This window comes from Legionella qingyii (assembly GCF_003184185.1).
In genome coordinates this window covers 37,935-59,598 of the sequence record NZ_QHJG01000005.1, presented here as the reverse complement: position 1 = coordinate 59,598, position 21,664 = coordinate 37,935, and the positions used below count along the sequence as shown (strand labels likewise).

The window sequence follows — 21,664 nt, the reverse complement described above, 5'->3', positions numbered from 1 at the left end:
ATCATCCTAAAGACTCTTCATCACTCAAATGTTCCGCTTCAGCTTTTTTTGTATGATCTTCTGCTAACCAAAGATACATTGAAGGAACAACAAAAAGAGTAAATAAAGTACCAATTGAAATACCCATTGCAATCACTAAACCAATGTTATAGCGACTCGCAGCACCGGCGCCCGTAGCAAAAATTAAAGGGATAACTCCTAAAACCATAGCCGCGGTAGTCATTAAAATAGGGCGCAATCGAATTGCAGCAGCCGCTTTAATTGCATCTAACTTTTTTTGTCCATTGGCTTGTAAGTCATTGGCAAATTGTACAATCAAAATACCATGCTTGCTGATAAGACCAATTAAGGTAACCAAACCTACTTCGCTATAGATATTAAGATTTGCTTCACCAATACCTAAACTAACAAAAATCATCGCGCCACAAATCGACATGGGCACACTAATCAATACAATAAGCGGATCACGGAAACTTTCAAACAAGGCAGCTAATGATAAAAAGATAATAATGAGCGCGAAGAAAAAAGTAGTGATCAGACTAGAACCTTCTTGAATAAATTGTCGTGATTGCGACGCGTAATCTATGTAATACCCTTGAGGTAAAACTTCCTTGGCAATAGTGGCAAAAGTATCCAACGCCTTCCCCATTGATACGCCAGGAAAAGCAACGGCAGAAATTGTTGCTGAGTTAAGCTGTTGAAAGTGATTTAAAGATTCAGGAACAATTTGTCGTTGCAGACTCGCAACGGTGGAAAGAGGGATTGAGTCTCCAGAAGCAGTTTTTATATAATAATTTAATATCTGATCCGCATTTAGACGAGTGTCTCTCATCACTTGGGGAATAACCTGATAAGAACGACCTGCGTAATTAAAATAGTTAATATATCCCTCACTAAGTGCTGAGCCAAACAAATTACCAATATCCTGCATGGTCAAACCAAACTCGGAGATTTTATCGCGATCTAAATTAATCTTTGTCTGAATTTGATCGATTTTGAGATCCGGATCAATATAAGCAAAAATACCCGAAGCATACGCTTTATCTAAAATACGCTGTAACACATCGTTTAATTTGTCAAAAGTTTCCGTCGTATTAATAACAAATTGAATAGGAAGACCACTCCCTCCTCCTGGTAAAGAAGGTAACTGAAACGCAGCTACTTTAGCGCCTGCAATTTTATCAAGTTCATTTTGCACTAACGGTTGCAATTGATTCGAGGTTCGCTGGCGTTGATCCCATGGTTTTAAAACCATACCAATAATAGAAGTATTTAACCCTTGAACTCCATCGACTTGAAAGATGTGATCCGTTTCAGGAAATTTTTTAAAAATTTCATTCACCTCATTTGCATAAAGTTTAGTTTGAGCTAAGGATGAGTTAGCTGGAGCGGTAACTTGAGCAATAATGACACCTAAATCCTCTTGTGGTGCCAACTCAGAATCTGTTGTAATAAACAGAAAGTAATTACTACAAAGAATAATCGCAGCAAAGACAATAACTACCGGTAGATGATTTAATGTTTTAGATAAAATTCGTTCATAAAATTTCTCTAGTTTTGCAAACGAATTATCAACATAAGTCATAAATCGTCCTTTAGCCCCCCCATCACCTAATTTAAGGAATTTAGAGCACATCATCGGAGATAAAGTTAATGCAATTACAGCAGAAACAGTGACTGCGCCTGCAAGTGAAAAGGCAAACTCTGTGAACAAAGCACCAGTCAAACCGCCCATAAATCCCACCGGCAAATAAACAGCAATTAAAACCACTGTAATTGCAATAATTGGATTTGCTAATTCCCGTGCTCCCAATAAAGCCGCTTTAAATCGAGTCTTTCCTTCTTCAATATGACGTTGTACGTTTTCTACAACAATAATCGCATCATCAACTACCAAGCCTATTGCAAGCACTAACGCTAATAAAGTGAGCAGGTTAATTGAGTACCCCAGGATGAGCATAATCCAAAATGCACCAATCAGAGATAAGGGAATAGCAACTATTGGAATAACAACGGATCGAAGCGAGCCAAGAAAGATAAAAATAACCGCGGTTACAATAAAAAATGCTTCTAATAAAGAAAGAATAACTTCATGAATGGAAGAATTAACAAATAAACTGGCATCATATACGATCTTGCTTTGCAATCCTTGAGGCAATTGTTCCTGAATGGTTGGAAATATTTTTTTAATATCATCAATTACTGTCAAAAGGTTAGCGGAAGGTGCCACAACAATACCAATATAAACTGCTGTTCGCCCATCAAAACTGACTGAAGAATTATAATTTTGGGCCCCTAAACTCACCGTAGCGACATCCTCCAAACGAATAATTGCTCCATTTTGGGCTTTAATGACCATCTTCTTGAATTGATTCACATCAGTAAGATCGGTACTTGCAGTCAGGTTTTGAATAAACATCTGTCCATCCGTACGACCTACTGCGGAAATAAAATCATTATTTGCAAGAGCAGCTCCGATTTCTGCTGCAGAAATACCATATCCAGCCAGCTTCACCGGATCCAGCCAGGCGCGTAAAGCAAAAGTTTGATTCCCGAGGATCTCTGCTTTTTGTACGCCATTAACCGCCTGTAATTTAGGCTGTACTACACGAATCAAATAATCGGTAATTTTATTGATTGGCAATTCATCGCTGTAAAATCCTATATACATTGACTCAATCGTTTGCCCCACCGACACAGTAATTACTGGTTGTTGAGAATTTTTAGGTAGCTGATTCAGAACTGCATTCACTTTGGTAGTGATATCTGACAATGCTTTTAAGGGATCATAATTCAGTAGAAGATTTACTGTAATCGTGCTGGTACTTGGAGAACTAACTGATGTCATGTAATCAATACCATTAGCCTGTGCTATGGAATTTTCTAAGGGTGTAGTAATAAAACCGGCAATAACATCGGGATCAGCCCCGGTATAAACTGTAGTAACGGTCACTATGGCATTTTGAGTAAATGGATACTGCATTATGGGCAAAGAATTAATAGAGCGTAAGCCCATTGCTAAAAGCATCAAACTAATCACTGTAGACAGTACAGGTCTTTTAATAAAAATATCCGTAAACCGCATTCTTACAATCCTTAGATTATTCTTTTATCCAAACGAGTAACTTCGTAACCTGGATGAAGCGCGGCCTAACCCGGGAATGAGACGTTCACTCAATCCAGTCCCCCCTAGTTCGGGCTACAAAACTATCATCACGTTGTATTATCGTTATTTCTCAACTATCTCTGGTGAGGCCTCATTACTCGGTTGTATTTTGTTATTTATTATGATCTGGCTGCCGTTCTTAAGCTTTAATTGGCCACTGGTAACTACAATATCTCCTGCTTGTAACCCTTTTAATATAGCGATTTGATCGCCTCGAGTTTCTCCAACGGTCACAAAAATCTGTTTCACTACAAGAATTGGTTGATTATTTTTATCTTTTTGTCCGCTGTCTTTAACCAGATAGACAATATCACCATAAGGATTAAAGCTAATTGCCGATTGCGGTAACGTTAGATAGTTTTGTTTCGCTCCTGTAACAACCTCTACTCGAGTAAACATACCTGGCTTCAATTTAAAATCAGGATTAGGCAGAGTCGCCTCCACCCGAACATTACGATTAGTGCTATCTACAATAGGTTCTATAGTAGTGATTTTTCCTTGAAAAATTTCATCGGGGAACGTGTCGGTAACAACATGTACTGTTTGCCCAAGTTCTAACTTTGCTAAAACTTGTTGGGGTAAATAAAAATCAACATAAATCGGATCTAAAGACTGTAATGTAGTTACCGCATCTCCTACATTAAGATACTGTCCTGGATTAATATTATTAATACCTAATTGGCCAGAAAAAGGGGCACGTATCGTCTTTTTTTCCGCTGTTGCAGCTTGTTGTGCAACTTGAGCTTGTAAGTTTTTTAGATTCCATTCATCAGCATCTAGAGTCTGTTTACTTACTGCATGAACCATATATTGCGCTTTATCGCGTTTATAGGTAATTTTTGCCAATTCAACTTGCGCCTGTAATGAGTGCAATAATCCAAGTTCAGCTCCTGCATTCAATTGCACCAAAACAGTGCCTTCTTTAACTGCTGTACCTGGGGTGAAATAAATTGTTTGTACCATACCCGCAAGCTCTGTAGTGACATTCACACCTAATCGTGCCCGTATGCTGCCTACTGCCTTTAAAGTGGGTTGCCATGATGAAGGCTCTACCTTCATCGTGGACACCGTAACTGGAGGTGACTTCATTTGGAGAAAAAATTGGTTTCTCATGTAATGAAAAAAAGCCTTCCAACCAAAAATCAGGCCGAAAAGAACTCCCACGGAAACCAACATAATGATCATCTGTTTTTTCAAAAAAATTTCTTTCATCATAGACACTCTTTGACACACCAAGGTTTATGCCACCAGCCCCCGCCTAAGGCCTGGAATAATGCGGCCGTATCACTGTAACGCGCAGCTTGTGCTTGAATACGAGTAATTCGCGTCTGTTGGTACTGCTGTTGTGCGTTTAATAAATTGATGTAACTTACCCCACCTAAACGATATTGCTTTAGGGTCAGGTTTAAAGAATCTCGAGCGGCATTTTCAGCTTTTATTTGCGCTTGCAATGTACGCGCATCGGTTTCTATTCCTCTTAAAACATCCGCTACATTTTGAAAAGCTTGCAATACCGTTTGTTTGTACTGCGCAGCGGTCTGTTGATAAGCTGCAATTGCAGAACGTCGTTGCGCCCATAAAGCGCCGCCATGGAACAAAGGTTGCATTACTTGGCCGGTTAGAGCCCAAACTTCATTCCTTTTGGTGAAAATGTTTGCAAACGAGGTATTAAGCCATCCCTCATTGGCGGTAATAGTAAATTGTGGAAATAAATTGGCTGTTGCTACTCCAATTTGTGCACATGCTTGATGAAGTAATGCTTCAGAGGCACGCACATCAGGACGCTGACGCACCAGATTTGAAGGCAAGCTCACAGGCAACTCCGTAGGTAGCCTTAAGCGGTCCAATTGAATAATGGGCAAAGGAGCCTCTGGAAAAGTCCCTACGAGCGTAGATAAAGCATGTTTGGCCTGAGATAAGTTTTTTTGGAGTGGTGGCAAAGTTGCTTTGGTCTGTTCAAGTAAGGTTTCTTGGGTCAATACATTTTCTTTGGAAACACCCCCTAAACGATATTGGTCATTTAAAACATTAAGAAGCCCTTGTTCTGCTTTGATCAAATCAACTGTAGCTTCAATTTGTGCTTGGTAAGATGCAACAGCCACTGAGGTGGTAACGATATTAGAAGTCAGCGTCAAATAAGTAGCAATTACTTGAAATTGCTGGTAATCAACCTGAGCTTTCAATGCTTCAATTTGACGCCGTGCTCCACCAAAAACATCCAGGGTGTAGGATAAATTAAATGAAGTATAAACCAGATTAAACGTCACACTGTCACTTGGAATACCTATTTGCAAACCTGAATAACGCTGCCTTTGTACCATCTGAGATGCATCTATAGACGGCCACATTGAATTGCCAATTTGAACTTTAAGGTTTTCCTGAGCTTGACGCAAAGCGGCTGAGGCTGCAGCTAAATTGGGGCTATTTGCTAATCCCATATGAATTAGTTGATTGATTTCAGGTGAATGATAAAGTTCCCACCACAAAATAGGGATTTCTTTATTGGTAATAAACCTTTGTGCCTGACCACCTGCTCCAGGTGTGTTTACGGTTTTTTTCGGTAATGGTTTTTCAGTATATTTTTTGACTTTTGGTGGCTTGGGTGAATGAAAATTAGGTCCTACCATACAAGAAGTTTGCAACACTGTACTCAGCGAAACCAGTATAAAAACTTTTATATGCGGTCTAAAATCAAACACGAACGACAATCCTTTGCCAATCATCTGATGAATAATTATTAATTTATCATGGATCCTCGTGGGTTGACAGTTTCAGTGAACAGAATTGTTATTTTTAGTGAAGGTATTGCAGTTTAATTTAATTGAATAAAAAATAAACACGCAGTACAATGAGCACTACTTTTCATGGTCTATCTTGAAATTCTATGGACGATCAATGAGTAAGGAACTAAATATGCCTGCTGTAAAAATAACAGGAATGGGGAGTTATTTACCCAGAAATAAAGTTCTATCCACTGAACTTGATTTAAAACTTAATCGGCCCCAAGGAACGGTACAAAAAAAGTCCGGATTGATTTCGCGACACTTTGCATCTGCTGATGAAACAACGTCTTATATGGGAGCACAAGCGGGATTAATTGCAATCCAAAAAGCAAATATACAATTAACCGATATTGATGTCATCATCAGCGCGTGCGGCGTAGGTGAACAAGCAATTCCCTGTACTGCTGCATTAATTCAAAAACAACTAGGATTGGAACAATCAGGAACCGCATGTTTTGATGTAAACAGTACTTGTTTAAGTTTTATTAATGCCTTAGACATTGCATCATATTTAATCGAGGGAGAGCGATTTAAACGTGCTCTAATTGTTTCTAGTGATATCGCGTCGGCAGGATTGAATTGGCAAGATATGGAGACGTGCACTATTTTCGGCGATGGTGCTGCAGCCTGTGTGCTTGAAAAAAGTAATGGAACAAATCGAATTCTAGCATCACATCATGAAACGCATAGTATTGGTTCTACGTTCTGTCAAATAGAGGCAGGAGGTACGCGCTTACCAGCTAAAAATCCGTTACTGCGTATAGAACAAAGTCTATTTTATATGGAAGGTAAAAAAGTATTCAAATTAGCTTCCAAATTATTAGACAATCTCATGGACAATCTCTTCAGCAAAGCCAAGCTTAACCTATGTGATATAGATTGGTTCGTCCCGCATCAAGCAAGCTTGCTCGCGATGCATCACGTGCAGAAGAGATTAAATATTCCAACTGAAAATTTTGTTTCTATTTATCCCTATTATGGAAATCAAATTGCCGCATCTATTCCTACCGCATTATACACTTTAATTAATAGCAAACAGTTACAACGTGGGCAATTAGTGTTATTAATGGGTACCGGAGCTGGGCTGGCAGCTGGTGGTATCATCTTGGAGTACTAATATGGTTTGCGTTGTAACAGGAGCTACGGGTTGTCTCGGATTGAATTTGACCCAAAGATTGCTCAAAGACGGCCATGAGGTAATCGCCCTGGGGCGCAATGAGCAGCTTGGCAAAATCATTACTCAATCTGGCGCACAATTTATAACTGTCGATTTACTACATCAAGAGAAGTTAAAAAAAATAACTCAGAATGCTCAAACTATTTTTCATTGTGCGGCCCTATCTAGTCCTTGGGGACGGTATAAAGATTTTTATGATGCCAATGTGCTAGGCACCCAACATGTAATTGAAGCAACTCCCTTAAATACGCGCTTAGTTCATGTTTCATCACCAAGTATTTATTTTAATTTCACGGAACAACATAATATCAAGGAAGATGTTCCGTTACCCTCAAGACCGGCCAACTATTATGTAAAAACCAAATTACTTGCTGAAGCTCTGATTGATAAGGCCTTTCAAGAAAAAAGCCTTAATGTGATTACGATACGCCCACGAGCAATTTTTGGCCCTTATGATCGGGCCATTTTACCGCGCATCCTCCAAAATGAAAAAAAAGGGGTACTGCCTATTGTTGGAAATGGAACAAATGTAATTGATATCACTTATGTTGAAAATGTTGTAGAAAGTCTGCTTTTAGCAGCACAAGCGGATCAACAATTTTGCGGTAACAAATACAATATAACCAATGGTGAACCACGAGCGCTAATAAGCATTATTTCCGAACTTTTTAGTGTCTTACAAAAGCCATTTATACCTAAATTTATCCCCTACTCGATTGCAAAAATATATGCTGCGTGTGCAGAAGAATTCTATAGCCTCCCATTTATTCGAAAAGAACCACGTTTAACCCGATACAGTGCAGCTGTTTTATGTATGGGGCAAACATTAAATATTGAAGCGGCCCAAAAAGATTTAGGTTATCAACCTAAAGTCAATATCAGACAAGGAATAGAACATTTTGCGGAGTGGTATCAAAGATCATGATAGAGTATCAATTATTTGAAGTTGGTTTTTGCAAACATTGTGCGCGAATGACCCTGCAGAATGCTCATTGGAAACAAAGCGAATACCCTGCCCTCTGTGCTTTAATCAAACATCCAACTCGAGGTTATATTCTATTCGATACGGGTTATAGCAACCGATTCTACGAATTAACCCGAAAATTTCCTTTTTCCCTTTACAGAAACCTAACACCGGTACTACTGAAAAAATCACTTAAAGAACAATTAGCAGAACATAATATCCAGTCTTCAGAAATTAAAGGAGTTGTGATCTCACATTTTCATGCAGATCACATTGGTGGTTTAAAAGATTTTCCTAATGCTCAATTTTTCTGTCATCCTGATGCCATAAGCAACATACATCAAAAAAAAGGAATAAAAGCATTAATGCAGGGATTCTTACCCGGATTACTTCCTAAAGACTTTTATGAGCGCCTGGTTTTATTAAAAAACGAAGTTGCGCTGAACGCCAATCTATTCCCTTTTACCACTGGATTTGATCTCTTTAAGGATGGAAAGCTCATTGCGATCCCCTTACCAGGACATGCCAAGGGACAAATAGGTTTATACTTTAAAGCGGCTCAAGAAACCTTTTTGCTTGCAGACAGTTGTTGGCATCAAGAAACTTTTAAGAAAATGATTTTTCCAAGTAATCTCACTTACTTGATTCACGATAATAAAGAAAGTTATCAGCAAACAATCAAGAAATTGCACCTACTTTTTAAAAATAATAAAAAAATCGATATGATTCCATCCCATTGTCAGCACATACGGGCACGTCTTTCAGGGATTCGAGCATGATACTTAGACTTCTTTATTATTATTTCAATACCCAATTTCTGCGAAAACGATTTAAATCACGAGACCAATTAGCTGCTTATCAGGAAAAGCAATTTAGAAAGTTAATAAAAAAAACCTTATATAAATCTCCTTTTTATCAACCCTATTTGGATAAGCCATTTAAGGAATGGCCAATTATCAACAAAAAAATAATGATGCAGCACTTTGATGAAATAAATACGGTCAAAATAACGAAGGATCAGGCCTTGAAGCTGGCTTTAAAAGCAGAAAGCACACGCGATTTTTCCGCCTTAATCAATGGGATTGCCGTTGGACTTTCTTCTGGCACATCAGGAAATCGGGGTTTATTTCTTGTCAATGAAAAAGAACGCGATGCCTGGGCTGGCATTTTATTAGCTAAGGCCTTGCCCAAAGGCTTAAAGAGAAAAGAGCGCATTGCCTTTTTCCTTAGAGCTAATAATAAGCTCTATACAAATCTCAGCAAAGGTAAAAAAATTCAATTTCATTTTTTTGATTTACTCGAAAACTTCGAAATCCATCTTGATCGCTTAAATAAAATACAACCCACCCTTTTATCAGCACCGACCTCTGTATTACTGGCTTTATCAAGGGAAAAACAACGCTTATCAATTACTCCCGAAAAAATTTTTGCTGTTGCTGAAGTTATGGAACAACGTGATGAAGAAATTATAAAAAACGCCTTTAATTGTCAGGTCGCGCAAGTATATCAATGCACGGAAGGATTTTTAGCCATTAGTGATAAAGACAGTAATCATTTACTAATGAATGAAGAATATTTAATTATCGAAAAGGAGTGGTTGGACGAAAAGCGATTTGTACCTATTATCACGGATTTATTGCGAACAACACAACCCATAATCCGCTATCGTTTAGATGATGTGTTGATTGAAGAACAATCAAATGACGTTTTTACCAGGCTGGAAAGGATTGAAGGCCGTGTAGGTGATATTTGTTATGCAACCCAAAATAATAAGGTATTTCCCCTCTTTGCCGATCTGATACGTCAGAAAATGGCCTCCTTCACTTTTGAATTCGATGATTACACCATCCAACAACACGCTTTAAATCAATTTACAATTCAAATCACCCCTGACTTGCCCGATAAAGATGCATTAATCGCTCATTTAAACGAATTATTTCATGCACAAAAGTACGATATCCCTTCATGGCAATGGCAGCCTTTTATAAAAAAAGAGCTTGGGGCCAAAAACCGAAGAATTCAAGCCCTCCCTAAAATCGCGCCGTCTGTTTAAATTAATTATAAAATGGACATTAAAAGAGTAGGACTCACAATCTTGTTCCTGTATAATGCTTTTTTTTAATACAAGTCACATGAATTTTTTATGCAATCTAGACACTTTTTCACCACACCTAAAATACTTTCAAAAATAACTGTTGAGATGGATGACCTTGCATTCACAAACGATCAATTTACTGCATTGATTACTGATGGGGTTTGTACGTGCATTGCTTTTATGATTAGAGGCCAATACTGGGATGAGGAGCTTGAAGAAAAAATCAATTTTTGTGGCTTATATCATTGGTCAGGCTTTGGATATTCAAATAAAAACAAAGACCAGTTAGCCCAAGAAACCTTTGAAGATTTCCTGGAAGGTCTTCGTGCCGAATTTAACCTATTTCCTCATATTCCGATTGACATCATATCACTTCGATTTATCGGTGGGGAAAAAGAAGAAATTGACGGTGATGAAATAACCTCACATGGCACAGAAGCCGAAGTTAACTCATTAACAAAAATAGTCCAACAATATGATTTTAAGGGACATTTTTTTAATCTTCATCCTGATGCAATTGAGCATCATCATTTTTTAACCAGTGGCAATGAATTCATTACAATTACCGCAACACCCCACACTTGTGAGTTTTATATTAATTCAGGGATAGATGAAGATTTAACTTATCATCCAGAATTAGGCTCCCCCTAAGGGGAGTCGTAAAGAAATTATTGTGATGCTTTTTGAATGTCTTTACCCACAGTAGATACGTCTTTTCCAAAGCCATGAACCGTTCCACAAGAACTTAGTAGGCCAAGTGTTGTAAGACAAATACTTACGATCGCTATTTTTTTCAGAGTATTCATAATTCTCCCCTCTTGTTGTTTTTAAAAATTTCCTTTATGTACATAATTCTAGTCCATATTTTTATAAAGTTAGAAATTAATAGTCAGTTTAAGTAATATGATCACTAATGTATTTCTCAAAAAATATTGATACATTATCCAATTTCACGCATATAAAGGGAAATAAATTTTGCGATTCTCTTTAGTAACTTGTATTTTAATCACGTTCGCATCAACAGGCTGTTCTCTGTTTGGTGAACCCCATACGAGTACAGAACCACTCAATTCAACTAAGCTAGCAGTAAAACACGTTTATAAAAAACCTGAACAAAGCAAATCAGTGCATCATTTTAAACGATTTAATGATCCCCATTTATCTCAACTCATCTCTGTCGCTCTTGCTGATGCCCCTGATATGCACAGTGCCAAAGCACGAGTGATACAAGCCCAACAACTTGCAAAAGTCGCCTCATCATCATTATGGCCATTTATAGGCTCGAGCGGTTATTTGGAACAATTTTACTTTCCAATACATGGCAAAATACCGCCTCCAATTAACTCGATAAAAATCGATCAAGCAAAAGTTGCAGATATTGGCTTAAAATTTAATTATGAGCTCGATTTCTGGGGCAAAAATAGAGAAACCTTAGCCACTAGATTAAGTGAAACATTTGCGGCACAAATGGATCTAGCCGAAACCCAGCTTGTTTTGAGTGCTTCTATTGCGACCGCTTATTTTGAAGTACAAAATAACATTATCCAACAACATTTGGCCAAAGAAAACGCACGCTTGTTAAAGCAGCTTGCTGATATCATCGCAGATCGCGAACGACAAGGCATTGAATCAAATATTCCTGTACAAACAGCGGTGGCTAATGCTCAGGAAGCCATCTTATCCATAGAGGATTACAAGCGTGCTGAAATGCAATCGCGACATCAATTAGCCGTTTTAATGGGTAAAAACCCCTTAAATACACAAATTGATCCAGCACCTTTTGTTTATGACGAAAAGCAACTCCAGTTACCCACAATAATCCCAGCAAATATACTCGCACAAAGACCTGATATTGCTTCAGCACGTGCTCTTACTGAAGCTGCAGCACATCAAGTGAATGTTGCAAAAACCGCTTTTTTCCCCAATATTAATTTGAAGGGTTTACTCAGCTTACAAAGTCTATACTTTAGCAAAGCTTTTAATATATGGCTCCAAAACGATAATGCCGCTGCGGCTTTTGATTTACCTATTTTTGATGCAGGTGCAAGAAGAGCGAATCTTGGGGTTAACTATGCACAATTTGAACTTGCAGTGAACCAGTATAATCAAACTATTTTAAATTCATTACAACAAGTCAGCGATCAACTTTCTACTCTAAAAATACTTAAGACTCAAATTACAGCACAGAACCAAGCGTTAATTAATATCCAATCCAATTACAAATTATTCCAGGCGCGTTATACTCAAGGAATTATTGATTACACCCAACTAATTGAAATAAAACAGTTACTAATCCAGCAAAAAGCTATTTTGAATAATTTACAAACACGTCAAAAGCAAGCTTTTGTAGCCTTATTAGCAGCTTTAGGTGGAGAGCTATAGAATTATGGCCGAAAAAAAAGAAACTGAAGTCGAATCGAAAAAAGTTGGTGCAACAGTTAAAACATTATATAAACGAAAAATTGCTATGTTCGCCCTCGGCAGTATTTTTTTACTTACTGCATTGATATGGATTCTCTATTGGCTCATTTGGGGACGATTTGAACTCTATACCGATGATGCCTACGTCAACGGAAATATGGTGCAACTGATGCCTCAAATCTCCGGTACTGTTATCTCGATTAACACTGATGAAACTCAATTGGTTACTGAAGGCCAAATCATAATTAAATTGGATCCTACCGATTATGCAATAGCGCTACAAAAAGCGAAAGCAAATCTGGCACAAACCGTCCGACAAGTACGTCAGTATTTTGAAAATGCCGCTCAGGTACAACAAAATGTGAATGTAAACAAAGCAAATCTGGTTAAAGCGCAATTGGATTTAAAACGTCGCGAAGGGCTAGTTGGTAATCGAGCTGTATCCCGTGAAGAGATGCAACATTATAAAACAACAGTGGAAGCGGCAAAAGCAACTTATGATAGCTCATTGCATCAACTAGATGCAGCTCTTGCGTTGGTTGAAAATGCACATCTGTATACTCATCCACTTGTTGAAACTGCCAAAGCCAATCTAAAAACAGCTTATCTGAATTTTCAAAGAACAACTATTGCCGCCCCAATTACTGGTTACGTCGCAAAACGTAGTGTGCAACCGGGACAGCAAGTATCGCTCAACTCCGTCATGCTGGCGATTATTCCACTCCACGATACTTGGGTAGATGCAAACTACAAAGAATCTTCTCTAAATGATATTCGCATTGGTCAGCCAGTTACTCTCTATGCTGATGCTTACCCTGAAATGACTTATCATGGAAAGGTTGTTGGTTTAAATGCGGGAACAGGCTCAGCTTTTTCTTTACTCCCACCACAAAATGCAACAGGGAACTGGATTAAAATCGTGCAAAGACTTCCTGTGCGTATTAGTTTAAACCCCATTGAATTGAAAAAAATTCCATTACAACTAGGATTATCCATGCGAGTGACTATTGATACGCATCACTTAGACGGCAATCGGATTCCACAAACGACCGAGTCTAAGATAAAATATCACACAAAAATTTATAAAAAACAGCTCGCAGAAGTAAATTCCCTTATTGACGAAATTTTACATGCAAACTCCCCCGATATGTTCCTTCCAAGGACAAAATCATAATGGCTGATCATCTTCCACTAGTTGGTAGTAGATTAGTTCTGATGACCATTTCTTTGTCATTGGCTATCTTTATGAATGTCCTTGATATCTCGATTGCTAATGTAGCCATTCCGACCATTGCAGGCGATTTAGGCGTTAGTCCAGATAATGGAACTTGGGTTATAACTTCTTTTGCTGTAAGTCAAGCCATTATGCTGCCGCTAACTGGATGGCTAGCCAAGCGTTTTGGCGAGGTTCGTTTATTTATTTTCTCCTCAACCTTATTTACAATCGCCTCTGTGCTTTGTGGATTATCAATGAGTTTGGAAATGTTGGTTTTTTTCCGAGTGATTCAAGGTGCGGTTTCTGGACCAATGATTCCTTTATCACAAAGTATTCTCCTGGCTAATTATCCTCCTGAAAAAAGAGGATTGGCAACTGGTATATGGACCATGACTGCTGTTGTGGGACCAATATTTGGTCCAATTCTGGGCGGGGTTATTACCGATAATTATACCTGGCCCTGGATTTTTTATATTAACGTCCCTGTAGGTATCTTTTCAGTAACATTTACGCTGATTACTCTTAGTGGAAGAGAGACACCTATCACTAAATTACCAATTGACTTTATTGGCTTGATATTATTATCAATAGGCGTTGGCTGTTTGCAAATTTTATTAGATAAAGGACATGATTTAGATTGGTTTCATTCACCGTTTATTGTTTCTTTAGCAATCATCTCGACAGTTACGCTTAGCTTTTTAATCATTTGGCTTTTAACACAAAAACATCCAATTATTGATTTATATTTATTTGCTAATCGCAATTTTACTATTGGGACAATGAGTTTAACCTTAGGGTTTATGGTGTATTTTTCCACTGTAGTTATTTTCCCGTTATGGCTACAAACGCAAATGGGTTACACCCCAACTTGGGCAGGATTTGCAGTTGCTCCTGTAGGGATCTTACCCTTCTTTTTAACACCTATTGTCGGTATTTATATGGGTAAATTTGATTTACGCATTATTATCAGCCTTGGGTTTATTGTGTTTGCGGGGACATGCATATGGCAATCTACTTTTTACACTGAAATGAGTTTTATTCAACTGATTAGACCTCGATTTATTCAAGGGATTGGCCTTGCCTTTTTCTTTACCCCATTAATTGCACTTATTTTGACTGAACTGCCTCCTGATCGCTTGGCGAGTGCATCGGGCCTTGTCAACTTTTGTCGAATTTTAGGTAGCAGCTTTGGCACATCAATCAGCGTCACCTTATGGAATCATAGAGAAGCGTTACATCAAAGCCATCTGGTGGAGCAAATAACCGCGTACAATCCCTTAGTTCAACAATCACTCAATCAATTGCATTCATTGGGAATTTCGGGGCTCAAAGGGTTTGGAGTCCTCTATGCAACGATAATCAATCAAGCATTTATGCTCGCTACGAACGACATATTCAGACTCGCAGCTTGGATTTTCATATTCTTGCTTGCCATGATTTGGCTTGCTCAGCCCACCTTTGTACGCTCACCCGTAAGGATTACAGCAGAGTGATTGTTTTTGAATCAATACTTCCCTATAATCGCCATCGGCTCTAAATAATAAAAATAATAAAAAAGGTGTTCTGAAATGAAAAAATGGATTCTTCTGGCTACAACCAGCTTAATGATGATGAATGCTCATGCAGATAAATCTTGGTGTGGATATAAAGATTATTTTCGCTTAAGCGATACTTCCCACCCTGGTATCTATGTCGTAAGCGGATTTAATGATCCAGATGTGATGCTCCACATAGTTGGGCCACGTAGTTTTGAGATATTAGACTCATTTGCATGCCGTTCTGGTTATGCTCATGTTACTGTTGCCTATGATTCAGAGAACTGGTGTGTTCTTGATATTAAAGATGGACCATTAATGAATCATCCAGTTGTTAGTGCTTCTTGTAATGGAATTCGCTACATCAATACAGTATACGATGGCATGGGTAGCTATTCCTATACTATTAATCTTGATTAACAAATAACGTTATGATGTAGAATTAAGGCAAGAGTGATTCCTGGAGTATGATATAAATATTTGTCCAAACTCCTTTTGCCTTTATCCCTATCTTATCTTTTTTTGCCTGCATCTAAAGACCACCCGCCGCCTAAAGCTTTAATTAATTGAATACTTGCAATTTGACGACGGGTGTGGATATTAACTAATGCAAGTTTTGATTGCAGTGCAGTATTTTCAACAACCACAACCTGCAAAAATGTAACCAACCCTCCTTTGTATCGGTATAACTCCTGATCCCAAGCTCGTTTTGCCGCACGAGCTGCCGCCTCTTGGCTTCGATATTCCTGATCGAGCTGGTGAATCGCAATCAGATTATCCTCCACCTCCTGGAATGCAGTTAACACGGTTTGTCGATAAGCAGCAACTGTTTCAAAATACTGGGCTTTGGCTTGATTTAGTAGACCTCGCAATCGCCCACCATCAAAAATCGTCACTTGTGCTACAGGTTGAGTTAAAGTCAATAAACTCAACGGACCCAGAGCCCAAAAAAGGCTTGGCTTTGAAATGAGATTTGCAAGGCTTTGACTCTGAAAACCAGAACTTCCAGATAAGTCAATCACAGGGAAAAAAGCAGCTCGTGCTACGCCAATATTTGCATTTGCCGCTTGCACTCGAGACTCAGCCGCAACGATATCAGGCCTTCGCTCTAGAAGGGTTGAAGGAATATTAGGGGCTATTTCCAGAAAAACCTTAGGTGATTTGGCAGGAGCCAAAGAAAAATTACTGGGTATTTCCCCAATCAATACTGCGATTGCATGTTCAAGTTGGGCTCGCTGTAATCGCATTTCTGCAGCCATGGTTTTTGCATTCTCAAGCTGAGTTTCTGCTTCATCAACATCGGCTATAGGCGCAGCCCCACCTCGATAACGATTTTTCGTCAAATAAAGCGCTTTTTGATAAGCCATAACGGTAGTATCTAATATACGTTGCGCCTCATCACTCCCTCTTAATGCAAAATAATCATTTGCAAGTTCTGCTTGTAAACTCAAACGAATCGAAGCAGCATCAGCAGCGCTTGCCGTAGCATTACGCTCACTGGCAAGAACCGAATTGCGAACACTTCCCCAAGCATCAAGCTCATAAGCGAGAAAACCACCCAATAAAAACTGGTTAAATACGGGGGTTTTTACAGAATTCGCTACCGTTCGTGAGTTTTGCTGGCGATCTGCATTGAATAACCCCTGAATGGTGGGGAAAAAATACGATCGGGCAACGTGTACTAATGAAATTGCTTCCTGAAAATGAGCATAGGCCAATTTCAAATCTTGGTTTGCTCCATTCAGTTGATTTTCCAAATTATTTAATACAGGATCATTGAACGCTTGCCACCAGGCATCCGGCGTAACGATTCGTGGTGTCGATTTAATTTCCACCCATGTTCCTGGTTCTTTAAAGTGCTCAGGGATAGGCATGATCGGGCGATGATATGTTGGAGCTAAAGAACAACCCATTAATGCAAAAACAAGCGCTCCAGGGCCAATCAATTTTTTCATGAAACAACTCGCACAGTTTCCCCATTCACAATGGCATCAGGAGGATTAAGCACAACGCGATCACCTGGCAATACTCCTGTGGCAATTTCAACTGTTGCGCCAAAATCGCGTCGAAGAGTGACCAATTTTAAAACAATCTTGTTGTCTTTATCCAAAGTTGCTACTTGTAATCCTTGAGCCTGAAAAAGCAAGGTATTGACAGGAAGAATCACAGTTTTGGGAGGAATGGGTAAAGTAAACCAGACTTCAGTATACCCCCCCGGTAATAACTCCCCATTTTTATTCGGGGAAATAAATTGAGCGAGCAAAGTACGCGTATCAGGATCAATTGCTTGCGCTGTTTCAAACAGTTTGGCAGGAAAAACTTGCTTGGGATGCTCCGCAAAATGGAGCTCCACGGTCATATTTGGTTTAATCCGTGACGAGTAATACTGAGGAATTTTGACATAAATTCGCAAAGGGCTGGTTTGGGCAATACGAAATAAAGGTTGTGCTGTGGAACTGCTTCCTGCATCAATTAAGTCACCAATATCTGTGGCGCGATCCGTAATGACACCATCAAAAGGAGCAATAACACGTTCAAATCCGACTAATTCTTGTAATCGTTGCAAATTAGCCTTAGCCGAAAACATCGCAGCCTCTAAAGCCGCAGCCGTACTTACTTTTTCATCCGTCTCTTGTTGGGAGACCGATTCTGTTTTAACTAAATTAAGCCAACGTTTTGCAGTAATCTGTGCCAATTGATTATTTGCTATCGCGGTCTTCAAATCGGCCCTTGCTTGACGCGCCTGTGCATCGAGCTCAGGTGTTTCAATGACGGCAAGCAAATCGCCTTTTTTAACGTGACTGCCAATATCAACATACCATTTTTTTATATAACCGTTAGTACGTGCATAAATAGGTGATTCGTGCCAAGCTTGCACATTGCCTGGTAAAATAATTTTATCAACCCCTTTCTCTTGTTGTGCTTTCATCACCCGGACTACAGGAACTGCATCAGCAAGAGTTTCATTACGTAAGTGAATCGCTGCATAAACACGAAAAAAAACTATCACCAACATGATGAATAAAAAAACTGCAATCGCGATAATACGTCGTCTATGTTTGTGGTCCTGTCCAAATGATTGAATTGATTTAAGCATGATCCTTCCTTTGCTTCTTCTTCAACTTGCGCTCGTGAATCACATAAAAAACCGAAGGGACAAAAAAAAGCGTGGCCATCGTTGCAAAAGATAACCCGCCGATTACTGCCCGTCCCAACGGAGCATTCTGTTCTCCCCCATCTCCCAAACCTAATGCCATAGGAAACATACCGATTATCATGGCCAATGCAGTCATCATTACGGGTCTTAAACGAGTCTGTCCTGCCTCAAGGGCTGCTTTCATGGGATCATTTTCAGTTGCAAGATGATCGCGAGCAAAACTAATGATTAGGATGCTATTTGCTGTTGCAACTCCCATACACATAATTGCTCCTGTTAGAGCAGGCACACTTAATGCGGTATGAGTAATAAATAACATCCAGGCAATTCCTGCAATCGCAGCAGGCAATGCGGTAATAATAATAAATGGATCAACCCAGGATTGAAAGTTAATAACAATCAACAGATAAACTAATAAAATCGAAAAAGCTAATCCCCAATATAAACCATTGAATGCATGCTCCTTAGTTTCAATCTGACCACGAATCGCTACAGATGACCCTCTAGGCAACTCGTTCTGCGTATCACGGATAGTCTTTCGGATATCCTTGGTTATCGAGCCTAAATCTCTATCCTGGATTGAAGCAAAAATATCAATAACTGGCTGAACATTATAATGTGACTCGACAACTGAGGTCCAAGTACGTTTCAGTTTTGCAAAAGAACCTAAAATTTGCAGTTGACTAGGCAAAGTTAAACTTCCAATTGGAATATTAAGCAAATCATTTAATGAAGTCATCACATATTGCGGTGCCTGCGTAACAATCGGATAAGACACTCCATTTTTAGGATCTAACCAAAATGTGGGTGTCGTTTGAAAACTGCCTGATAGAGTCACTAATAAATCAGAGGCGACATTGAATTGAGTAAATCCAAGTTCATTTGCCAAGCTACGGTCAACCTCCACAAAAAACTCAGGATAATTATTAGACTGTCTTATTCGAACATCGGTGAGACCTGGTACTCGTTTTAGCTGATTCATCAGTTTATTGGCATAATGCGCATTGTCTTCTTTTTTTAAGCCAATAACCTGAATATTAATAGGTGATGGCAAACCAAAATTGATAATTTGGCTTACTATATCAGCAGGTAAAAATGCAAACGTCACTGCTGGAAAATGTTCTCTTAAAACGGATCTTAATTGATGCACATATTCCGAACTGGGTCGATGCCCCTCTTTTAGAGATATTAAGATATCTGCGTCTTCCGGTCCATTCGTTGCAGAATTGCTGTACGATAAATTAATTCCGCTTACAGGTAAACCAATATTATCAACAATACTACTCAGATCCTTAGGCGGTATTACTTGTCGAATCACGGTATCAATATTATCTACAATTCGTGCCGTTTCCTCTACCCGGGTTCCGGTTGGAGCACTAATATGCAATTTAATTTGTCCAGCATCCACATTAGGAAAAAAATTTGAACCAAGCCATGGCCAAAGCAATAATATTGAAATAGCAACAAAACCTAAAAAATAAAAAATAAACGCTTTAGCATTGTTTAATGCCCAAGATAATGATTTAGAATACTGCACGCGTAATCGTGCAAATTGTTCTTCGAATGCTTCGTGTAAGCGAGCAAATCGTCCCTTATTCTTCTCTTCCGTCATCAGCTCATGTTTGTGCAACCAATATTTTGCCAGGGTAGCAACCAGGGTACGTGATAAAATATAAGACATGAGCATGGCAAAAATTACGGCTTCAGCTAAAGGTACGAATAAATATTGGGCGACACCCCCCAAATAAAACATAGGAACAAACACGATACAAATGCATAAAGTTGATACTAAGGCAGGTATTGCTATCTGTTTCGCACCATCAAGAATTGCTTGCTCTACTTCCTTACCTTGCTCCAAATTCCAGTTAATGTTTTCAATAGCAACCGTAGCATCGTCAACTAAAATACCCACAGCAAGTGCTAAACCACCTAAAGTCATAATATTGATCGTTTCTCCCAAAGCAGAAAGGATAGTAATCGAGGCAATGATGGATAAAGGAATGGACAAAGTAATTATAAGCGTGCTACGTAAACTACCTAAAAAGAGTAAAATCATAAGCCCAGTTAATGCCGCCGCAATCACCCCCTCTGTAATAACCCCGCGAATCGCTGCGGTAACAAAGATTGATTGATCTGCGAAGTTGGACAAATTAAGTCCTTCCGGAAGCATGTTCTTAACTTTAGGTAATAAAGCCTTAACACGATTCACAATATCTAAAGTAGACGCATTGCCGGTTTTTTGAATTGACATCATTACTGCCCGTTTCCCATCCACTCGGACAATATTGGTTTGCGGTGCAAATCCATCGCGTACATGGGCAACATCACGAATATATAAAACTCGACCAGGTGTTGATTTAACTGGCACATCATTTAATTCAACTGCTGAAAGCGGGCTACCATTTAATTTAACAATGTACTCATACTCACCTATTTTTTGTGTTCCAGCAGGAATAATCAGGTTTTGGGCAAGAATTGCATTATTCACCTCTTGTGCGGAAATACCATAGGTTTGCATGGCTTGCAGATCTAAATCGACCTGGATTTGACGTATTTTTCCTCCATAGGGATACGGTACCGCTGCTCCTTGTACTGTTGCAAGCTGAGTACGAAGAAAGTTATTTCCCAAATCATTTAACTTTTGTTCCGGGATGGTTGCACTCGATAACACCAGTTGTAAAACAGGAACTGTTGACGCTTTATAGCTTAATACCAATGGTGGCAAAGTCCCTGGTGGCAAGCTACGGAGCATCGTTTGTGCGATTGCTGTAACTTGGCTTAAAGCCAAGTCAACATTCACATCAGGCTGAAAGAATAATTTGATCACACTGACGCCAATCAGCGACGAGGATTCAATATGTTCAATATCATTCACTGTGGTAGTAACGGCTCGCTCAAATACACTCGCAATGCGATCTCCCATTTCATCAGGAGGCAAGCCCGCGTAATTCCATACAACGCTCACAACCGGGATATCGATGTCAGGAAAAATATCTGTAGGAGTACGCATTATTGCTAAGGGCCCAATAATTAGAAGCATCAGAGCCATTACAATAAACGTGTAAGGTCGCGAAAGCGCAATCCATACAATCCACATAAATATCCATATTAACCATTCGAAAAGGATGGACATTATATCAATGAAATACA

Annotated in this window: 16 protein-coding genes; 9 read left to right on the top strand and 7 right to left on the bottom strand. The window is 39.1% G+C overall.

The window, feature by feature from the left end:
• Position 1: 1 nt before the first annotated feature.
• The 3 genes from DGG96_RS04035 to DGG96_RS04025 form a co-directional block, all read right to left on the bottom strand.
• Positions 2-3,085, bottom strand: a complete 3,084-nt coding sequence (locus tag DGG96_RS04035; RefSeq protein ID WP_110141681.1) for an efflux RND transporter permease subunit — start codon at positions 3,083-3,085, stop codon at positions 2-4.
• 144 nt (positions 3,086-3,229) lie between these two features.
• Positions 3,230-4,378, bottom strand: coding sequence for an efflux RND transporter periplasmic adaptor subunit (locus DGG96_RS04030; RefSeq protein WP_110141777.1), 1,149 nt, complete (start codon positions 4,376-4,378; stop codon positions 3,230-3,232).
• On the bottom strand, positions 4,378-5,865 hold the full coding sequence (locus DGG96_RS04025) for an efflux transporter outer membrane subunit (protein WP_110141680.1): 1,488 nt from the start codon (positions 5,863-5,865) through the stop codon (positions 4,378-4,380). The genes DGG96_RS04030 and DGG96_RS04025 overlap by 1 nt, the downstream gene beginning before the upstream one ends.
• A gap of 214 nt (positions 5,866-6,079) precedes the next feature.
• Here DGG96_RS04025 and DGG96_RS04020 point away from each other — a divergent pair, with 214 nt between their 5' ends.
• The 5 genes from DGG96_RS04020 to DGG96_RS04000 all read left to right on the top strand — a co-directional run bounded on the left by DGG96_RS04020 (position 6,080) and on the right by DGG96_RS04000 (position 10,836).
• On the top strand, positions 6,080-7,066 hold the full coding sequence (locus DGG96_RS04020) for a beta-ketoacyl-ACP synthase III (RefSeq protein ID WP_110141679.1): 987 nt from the start codon (positions 6,080-6,082) through the stop codon (positions 7,064-7,066).
• Between the two features lies 1 nt (position 7,067).
• Entirely contained in the window at positions 7,068-8,051 is a 984-nt protein-coding gene (locus DGG96_RS04015) for an NAD-dependent epimerase/dehydratase family protein (RefSeq protein WP_110141678.1), read from the top strand.
• Positions 8,048-8,869 (top strand): MBL fold metallo-hydrolase, encoded by an 822-nt coding sequence (locus DGG96_RS04010; protein WP_110141677.1) that lies wholly within the window; start codon positions 8,048-8,050, stop codon positions 8,867-8,869. Before DGG96_RS04015 ends, DGG96_RS04010 begins: the two co-directional genes overlap by 4 nt.
• Positions 8,866-10,143: a F390 synthetase-related protein gene (locus DGG96_RS04005; RefSeq protein WP_110141676.1), complete on the top strand. Its 1,278-nt coding sequence runs from the start codon at positions 8,866-8,868 to the stop codon at positions 10,141-10,143. The genes DGG96_RS04010 and DGG96_RS04005 overlap by 4 nt, the downstream gene beginning before the upstream one ends.
• Before the next feature lie 90 nt (positions 10,144-10,233).
• Positions 10,234-10,836, top strand: a complete 603-nt coding sequence (locus DGG96_RS04000; protein WP_110141675.1) for a hypothetical protein — start codon at positions 10,234-10,236, stop codon at positions 10,834-10,836.
• 17 nt (positions 10,837-10,853) lie between these two features.
• On the opposite strand, the gene DGG96_RS03995 is transcribed toward DGG96_RS04000, so the two are convergent.
• Positions 10,854-10,991 (bottom strand): entericidin A/B family lipoprotein, encoded by a 138-nt coding sequence (locus DGG96_RS03995; protein WP_110141674.1) that lies wholly within the window; start codon positions 10,989-10,991, stop codon positions 10,854-10,856.
• 169 nt (positions 10,992-11,160) lie between these two features.
• Between DGG96_RS03995 and DGG96_RS03990 the strand changes: the two genes are divergently transcribed.
• The 4 genes from DGG96_RS03990 to DGG96_RS03975 all read left to right on the top strand — a co-directional run bounded on the left by DGG96_RS03990 (position 11,161) and on the right by DGG96_RS03975 (position 15,777).
• Positions 11,161-12,567 (top strand): efflux transporter outer membrane subunit, encoded by a 1,407-nt coding sequence (locus tag DGG96_RS03990; RefSeq protein ID WP_110141673.1) that lies wholly within the window; start codon positions 11,161-11,163, stop codon positions 12,565-12,567.
• Positions 12,568-12,571: 4 nt separating this feature from the next.
• Positions 12,572-13,780, top strand: coding sequence for an HlyD/EmrA/EmrK family protein (locus tag DGG96_RS03985; RefSeq protein WP_110141672.1), 1,209 nt, complete (start codon positions 12,572-12,574; stop codon positions 13,778-13,780).
• Complete coding sequence (locus DGG96_RS03980) at positions 13,780-15,315, top strand: DHA2 family efflux MFS transporter permease subunit (protein WP_110141671.1); 1,536 nt, start codon at positions 13,780-13,782, stop codon at positions 15,313-15,315. The genes DGG96_RS03985 and DGG96_RS03980 overlap by 1 nt, the downstream gene beginning before the upstream one ends.
• 75 nt (positions 15,316-15,390) lie before the next feature.
• Positions 15,391-15,777 carry a hypothetical protein gene (locus DGG96_RS03975; RefSeq protein WP_110141670.1) on the top strand — a complete coding sequence of 129 codons (387 nt, stop codon included), beginning with the start codon at positions 15,391-15,393 and terminating at the stop codon, positions 15,775-15,777.
• A 92-nt stretch (positions 15,778-15,869) separates the two neighbouring features.
• Here DGG96_RS03975 and DGG96_RS03970 read toward each other — a convergent pair whose 3' ends face one another.
• Genes DGG96_RS03970 through DGG96_RS03960 form a run of 3 tightly spaced genes read right to left on the bottom strand, consistent with a single transcriptional unit; the run spans position 15,870 to position 21,611 of the window.
• Positions 15,870-17,312 carry an efflux transporter outer membrane subunit gene (locus DGG96_RS03970; protein WP_110141669.1) on the bottom strand — a complete coding sequence of 481 codons (1,443 nt, stop codon included), beginning with the start codon at positions 17,310-17,312 and terminating at the stop codon, positions 15,870-15,872.
• The gene (locus DGG96_RS03965) at positions 17,309-18,454 is read right to left on the bottom strand and encodes an efflux RND transporter periplasmic adaptor subunit (protein WP_110141668.1); all 1,146 of its coding nucleotides are present in this window, start codon (positions 18,452-18,454) and stop codon (positions 17,309-17,311) included. The genes DGG96_RS03970 and DGG96_RS03965 overlap by 4 nt, the downstream gene beginning before the upstream one ends.
• Positions 18,447-21,611: an efflux RND transporter permease subunit gene (locus DGG96_RS03960; RefSeq protein ID WP_110141667.1), complete on the bottom strand. Its 3,165-nt coding sequence runs from the start codon at positions 21,609-21,611 to the stop codon at positions 18,447-18,449. The genes DGG96_RS03965 and DGG96_RS03960 overlap by 8 nt, the downstream gene beginning before the upstream one ends.
• Positions 21,612-21,664: the final 53 nt, after the last annotated feature.

Coding starts and splice junctions, on each gene's coding strand:
- DGG96_RS04030 (WP_110141777.1), bottom strand. CDS start 4,378: ATGAAAGAAATTTTTTTGAAAAAACAGATGATCATTATGTTGGTTTCC.
- DGG96_RS03975 (WP_110141670.1), top strand. CDS start 15,391: ATGAAAAAATGGATTCTTCTGGCTACAACCAGCTTAATGATGATGAAT.
- DGG96_RS03985 (WP_110141672.1), top strand. CDS start 12,572: ATGGCCGAAAAAAAAGAAACTGAAGTCGAATCGAAAAAAGTTGGTGCA.
- DGG96_RS04000 (WP_110141675.1), top strand. CDS start 10,234: ATGCAATCTAGACACTTTTTCACCACACCTAAAATACTTTCAAAAATA.
- DGG96_RS03980 (WP_110141671.1), top strand. CDS start 13,780: ATGGCTGATCATCTTCCACTAGTTGGTAGTAGATTAGTTCTGATGACC.
- DGG96_RS03960 (WP_110141667.1), bottom strand. CDS start 21,611: ATGTGGATTGTATGGATTGCGCTTTCGCGACCTTACACGTTTATTGTA.
- DGG96_RS04010 (WP_110141677.1), top strand. CDS start 8,048: ATGATAGAGTATCAATTATTTGAAGTTGGTTTTTGCAAACATTGTGCG.
- DGG96_RS03965 (WP_110141668.1), bottom strand. CDS start 18,454: ATGCTTAAATCAATTCAATCATTTGGACAGGACCACAAACATAGACGA.
- DGG96_RS03970 (WP_110141669.1), bottom strand. CDS start 17,312: ATGAAAAAATTGATTGGCCCTGGAGCGCTTGTTTTTGCATTAATGGGT.
- DGG96_RS04015 (WP_110141678.1), top strand. CDS start 7,068: ATGGTTTGCGTTGTAACAGGAGCTACGGGTTGTCTCGGATTGAATTTG.
- DGG96_RS03995 (WP_110141674.1), bottom strand. CDS start 10,991: ATGAATACTCTGAAAAAAATAGCGATCGTAAGTATTTGTCTTACAACA.
- DGG96_RS04005 (WP_110141676.1), top strand. CDS start 8,866: ATGATACTTAGACTTCTTTATTATTATTTCAATACCCAATTTCTGCGA.
- DGG96_RS04020 (WP_110141679.1), top strand. CDS start 6,080: ATGCCTGCTGTAAAAATAACAGGAATGGGGAGTTATTTACCCAGAAAT.
- DGG96_RS04035 (WP_110141681.1), bottom strand. CDS start 3,085: ATGCGGTTTACGGATATTTTTATTAAAAGACCTGTACTGTCTACAGTG.